The sequence below is a fragment of the Micromonospora foliorum genome, assembly GCF_022229015.1.
Classification (GTDB): domain Bacteria; phylum Actinomycetota; class Actinomycetes; order Mycobacteriales; family Micromonosporaceae; genus Micromonospora; species Micromonospora foliorum.
Genome location: NZ_JAKKFF010000379.1, coordinates 1 through 4,234 on the forward strand (window position 1 = coordinate 1; position 4,234 = coordinate 4,234).

A 4,234-nucleotide genomic window follows, 5' to 3' on the forward strand; every position below is an offset into this window, starting at 1 on the left:
GGCCACCTTGCGCGGGGCCGGCGTCGACGGGGCGTCGTCGGCGGCGGGCGCCTGCTTCGGCGCCGGCGCGGCGGCCTTCTTGGTGGTCTTGGCGGTGGTGGCCCGGGACGCTGGCGTGGTCGAGCGGGCCGCGGCAACGCGGCGACGGGTGCTCGCCGAGCCGTCCACCACGACGGTTACTCCCGCCTCGGAGAGTGCCCGCAGGATCTTCTTGGCCTGGGCCGGAGTCACCTCGGCGGACTCGACGGTGCGCGCGAGCTGAGCCGACGTCAGCTGACCACCGGCGCTCTGCGCGTGGGCGATCAGGGTGTCGGTGAGCGAGCGAACGTCGGCGCCGGGCTGGCGGGGTTCTGTCACGAATGACCTTCCGGAGGCGAAGAGCGGGCACGGCGGGTTCGTCCAGCGCAGCGAGGGTTACCGTGCCGGGCGATGTGGTTGAGGGACCCTCGTGTCACGGTCCGGCCGGTGGTCGGCGGTCCGTGCCGCGTGGGCAGGGGTGAATTGTAACGCCGTCTGCGGCGATCATCCTGCTCCGCACCGCGTACCGCCGGTGGGGACCGTCGGTGCGGCGGAGATGTGGGCTTCGCGGTAATGATAGCCGCGCGGCCGGCGAAGGGTGCCCGTCGTCGCGCCTGGCGGCGCGCAGATCGTGTCCGAACTGCCGTTTGAGCAGGCAGTACCAGGTCGGCGTGCCGGTTGCGAGGGCGCGCGGGTGGATCACCGAGGTCGCTGACGGTCCGGCGGGCGGCGCCCCCACCAGGTCGCGGTTGGGCAACGGTTGCGAGCCGAGCACGGACAGGGCGGTAAGCATTTAAGCGACAATACCGGACCTAATGGGGCATGTTGGCCAAGGTTGGCCGCTCAAGCCGCATCGGCGGCGCCGGGTGCACCCGCGTCGCAGCCGATGCCCGGCACCAAAGATCCTGGTCTGGTGCCGTCGTGCGGCGTGGGGAACGATGATCTTCGGAAGCCGGGTCGGTAGTTCCACACATCCACATGCACCCGGAGTGCGGAAAGAGGCGAATCATGACCAACTCCGCTACGACGCCGTCGGAGCTGCTGACCATCGCGGTGGAGGTGGCGAGGGACGCGGCGGGCACCGCGTACCGGATGCGCGCCGAGGGGGTCGTCGTCGCCGCGACCAAGAGCACGGTCACCGACGTGGTCACCGCCGCCGACCGGGCGGTGGAGCGGCAGATCCTCGACGCGCTGGCCGCGCTGCGTCCCGAGGACTCGGTGCTCGGCGAGGAGTACGGCGAGGAGACCTCCGGCACCGCGCGCAGCGGGGTGCGCTGGATCGTCGACCCGATCGACGGCACGGTGAACTACCTGTACGGGCTGCCGCACTCCGCGGTCTCGCTGGCCGCCGAGGTGGACGGGGTGGTGGTCGCCGGCGTCGTGCGCAACGTGAGCACCGGCGAGGAATGGACCGCCACGGCCGGCGGTGGGGCCTGGCGCGACGGTGTCCGGCTGCGCTGCTCCGGCGAGGTCGACCTGGGGCAGGCGCTGGTCGGCACCGGCTTCGGCTACGACGCCGCCCGCCGGGCGCACCAGGCGCAGGTGGTGGCCGGGCTGATCGCACACGTACGGGACATCCGCCGGCTCGGCGCCGCCGCGCTGGACCTCTGCCTGGTCGCCGAGGGGCGGCTCGACGCGTACTTCGAGAAGGGTCTTGCGGCCTGGGACCTGGCGGCGGGCGGGCTGGTGGCCGCCGAGGCGGGGGTCCGGGTCGCCGGCCTGGCCGGTCGGCCGCCGGGGCCGGATCTGGTGCTCGCGGCCCCGCCCGCGCTCTTCGCGCCGCTGCACGATCGGCTGGCCGCGCTGGACGCCGCCGGCGGACCCTGACCGTACGGACCCTGAGTCACGGACCCTGAGCCGCGGTTCCTGCCGGGCGGCTTCTGCCCGGCAGGTCGTGCCCGGCGGCTTCTGCCCGGCGGTTCCTGACCGGCCGGCCTGACCGGTGGACCAGTCGGTGCCCGATCGCCGGCCTGCGCTGCGGCGGGCCGGTTACGCCGTCACTTGGCGGGTGGGGACGGGCAGGAGCCCTTCGGTGCCTCCGGCGGGCCCGAGTCGCCCAGCGACTGGTTGACCTCGGTGGTGGTGGCGAGCTGCTGGAAGCGGTTGCCCAGCACCACGTCCACGGTGTCGTCGGTGCGCTTCGGGTCGTAGCCGGGGGTGGCGTTGTTGAGGAAGTACGCCTGGAGCAGGTGCGCGGACCCGACGCCCTTCGGGCCGTACCGCAGCACCGCGACGCTGTCGACCTTCTTCTCGTTCCCGGTCTTCTTGACCTGGAACTGTCGATTGCTGAACTCGTCGGCGACGGTGCCGGCGAGACCGGGTTGGTCCGTGGCGTTGAACACGTTGATCTTGACGTCCTTGCGCTCGCGCAGGGTCAGATCCGCCAGCGGCCAGCCCTCGGGGCAACCCGCCGCGGTGCCCGCGTTGCCCTGGCTGTCGCGGACCACGGCCACGACGACGAAGACCAGGGCGATGATCGCCAGCAGGCCGACGACGACGAGTGCTCGCACGCGCGCAAAACTCATCAGGGCACTCCCCGGACCTCAGGTGGGTGGTGACGGCCAGGAACGATCGCTCAGGCCGCCGGCCGTCGAATACGCCGCTGAGGTTAACGGTTGTCCGGCCGTCGCGTGGAAACAGCCCGACATGCCGGCGCGCCGACCGCGAACCGGGTACTACTACCCCTATCTTCGTGTCGCCTGAATCACATTGGGAACAACTTCGCGTGCGGGGGCGTACATCTCAGCCGCAAGGGCGGTATACATGCCTCGCCCAAGGGGGGGTAAGGTTCCGCGCTCGCAGGGGAGTCGCCCCGGCGAGCTCGATCCGTTCGGTCCTCGGGTCGGGTGCCCGACACAAGTGGTGGCCGGCCAGCGGAACCGAAACAGCGTCGTCCGGCGTTACAACCGGAAGCGACAACATCGATATGGGAGAGTGAAACCGATGGCCACCGACTACGACGCCCCGCGTCGCGACGAGGTCGACCTCGGCGAGGACAGCCTGGAAGAGCTCAAGGCACGGCGCGTCGACTCACAGTCGGGCGCGGTGGACGTCGACGAGGCCGAGGTGGCCGAGAGCTTTGAGCTGCCCGGTGCCGATCTGGCCGACGAGGAGCTCACGGTCAAGGTGCTTCCGATGCAGCAGGACGAGTTCCGGTGCGCCCGCTGCTTCCTGGTCCACCACCGTAGCCAGCTGGCGGTCGAGCGTAACGGCGAGCTGATCTGCCGCGAGTGCGTCTGACAGCCACGACACCAGCGGCGGCCTCCTGAACGGGGCCGCCGCTGCCGGTGTAGGCATGCGGCAGCGGTGGGTACCTGCTTGACTCGTAACGGGTAGCCACAGCACCGGGAGGTCCGATGAGCGATCGAGGCGGCACCACCGAGGGCGGCACGGGTGATCTTGGTGCCAACGGTGGCACCGACGACCTCGGCGCCACCGTCGCGGCGTTGACCGCGGACGACATCGCGCCGGCCCGACGCCGCCAACTGCTGACCCGGATGGTCGGGCAGGCCCGTGCGCGTGGCATCTCCGACCTGTTCAAGCCCCGCGCCGCCGTCCGGTGGATGGTCGACACCGTCGCCGAGATCGCCCCGCACGTGCCCGTGCGGGACCTGGACACGCTGCGTCGGCACTTCGCCGGCCTGGACGACGCCGCCCTGGCCGACAGGCTGATCCGCAACGCGTCGAGGACCACCGCCGCGATCGGCGCGGCCGGTGGGGGCGTCGCCGCCGTCGAGTGGGCGGTGGCCCCGACCCTGCTCTCCGCGCCGGTGCTGCTCGCCGCCGAGACCGTGGCCGTGGTGGCGGTGGAGCTGAAACTGGTCGGCGAACTGCACGAGATCCATGGTGTGGCGCTACCGGCCGGCGGCAGCCAACGGGCGGTCGCACTGGTGCACTCCTGGGCCACTCAGCGTGGCGTCAACCCGATGGTGCCCGGGGTGGGAGTGGGAGCGGTGCTCGGCACCGCCGCCCGCAAGGAGCTGCGGGACATGCTGCTGCGGCGTTTCGGTCGCAACCTCACCACGCTCGGACCGTTCCTGACCGGCGCGGCGGTGGCCAGCTTCCTCAACCGCCGGGCCACCCAGCAGATGGCCGACCAACTCCAGGTCGACCTGCGTCGGCGGGGCATCGCCCGGCCCGCGCCACCGGCGGCCCTCCCGGGCCCGCCGACCGGCACCTGAGCGGGTCTTCGGCACGGGACCGGCACGCGGGCCCT

General features: G+C 71.9%; 5 protein-coding genes. 3 read left to right on the plus strand and 2 right to left on the minus strand.

All coding sequences use genetic code 11. The features are described 5' to 3' along the window. Nucleotides 1-357, minus strand: a 357-nt coding sequence (locus PSH25_RS25140; protein ID WP_372492845.1) for an RNA polymerase sigma factor region1.1 domain-containing protein, incomplete at its 3' end; no start/stop codon positions are given. Between the two features lie 669 nt (nt 358-1,026). Between PSH25_RS25140 and PSH25_RS25145 the strand changes: the two genes are divergently transcribed. Continuing rightward, nucleotides 1,027-1,845, plus strand: a complete 819-nt coding sequence (locus tag PSH25_RS25145; RefSeq protein WP_238661411.1) for an inositol monophosphatase family protein — start codon at nt 1,027-1,029, stop codon at nt 1,843-1,845. Nucleotides 1,846-2,015: 170 nt separating this feature from the next. Here the strand turns inward: PSH25_RS25145 and PSH25_RS25150 are convergent, their stop codons facing one another. Then, nucleotides 2,016-2,528, minus strand: a complete 513-nt coding sequence (locus PSH25_RS25150; protein WP_238661413.1) for a LytR C-terminal domain-containing protein — start codon at nt 2,526-2,528, stop codon at nt 2,016-2,018. A gap of 433 nt (nt 2,529-2,961) precedes the next feature. Between PSH25_RS25150 and PSH25_RS25155 the strand changes: the two genes are divergently transcribed. Further along, entirely contained in the window at nt 2,962-3,258 is a 297-nt protein-coding gene (locus PSH25_RS25155; protein WP_007075406.1) for a DUF4193 domain-containing protein, read from the plus strand. 116 nt (nt 3,259-3,374) lie between these two features. Further along, nucleotides 3,375-4,199, plus strand: coding sequence for a hypothetical protein (locus PSH25_RS25160; RefSeq protein ID WP_238661412.1), 825 nt, complete (start codon nt 3,375-3,377; stop codon nt 4,197-4,199). The last annotated feature ends 35 nt before the right edge of the window (nt 4,200-4,234 follow it).

What these genes read in the sequence shown, in the direction of transcription:
- PSH25_RS25160 (WP_238661412.1), top strand. Translation starts at nt 3,375, where the DNA reads ATGAGCGATCGAGGCGGCACCACCGAGGGCGGCACGGGTGATCTTGGT.
- PSH25_RS25155 (WP_007075406.1), top strand. Translation starts at nt 2,962, where the DNA reads ATGGCCACCGACTACGACGCCCCGCGTCGCGACGAGGTCGACCTCGGC.
- PSH25_RS25145 (WP_238661411.1), top strand. Translation starts at nt 1,027, where the DNA reads ATGACCAACTCCGCTACGACGCCGTCGGAGCTGCTGACCATCGCGGTG.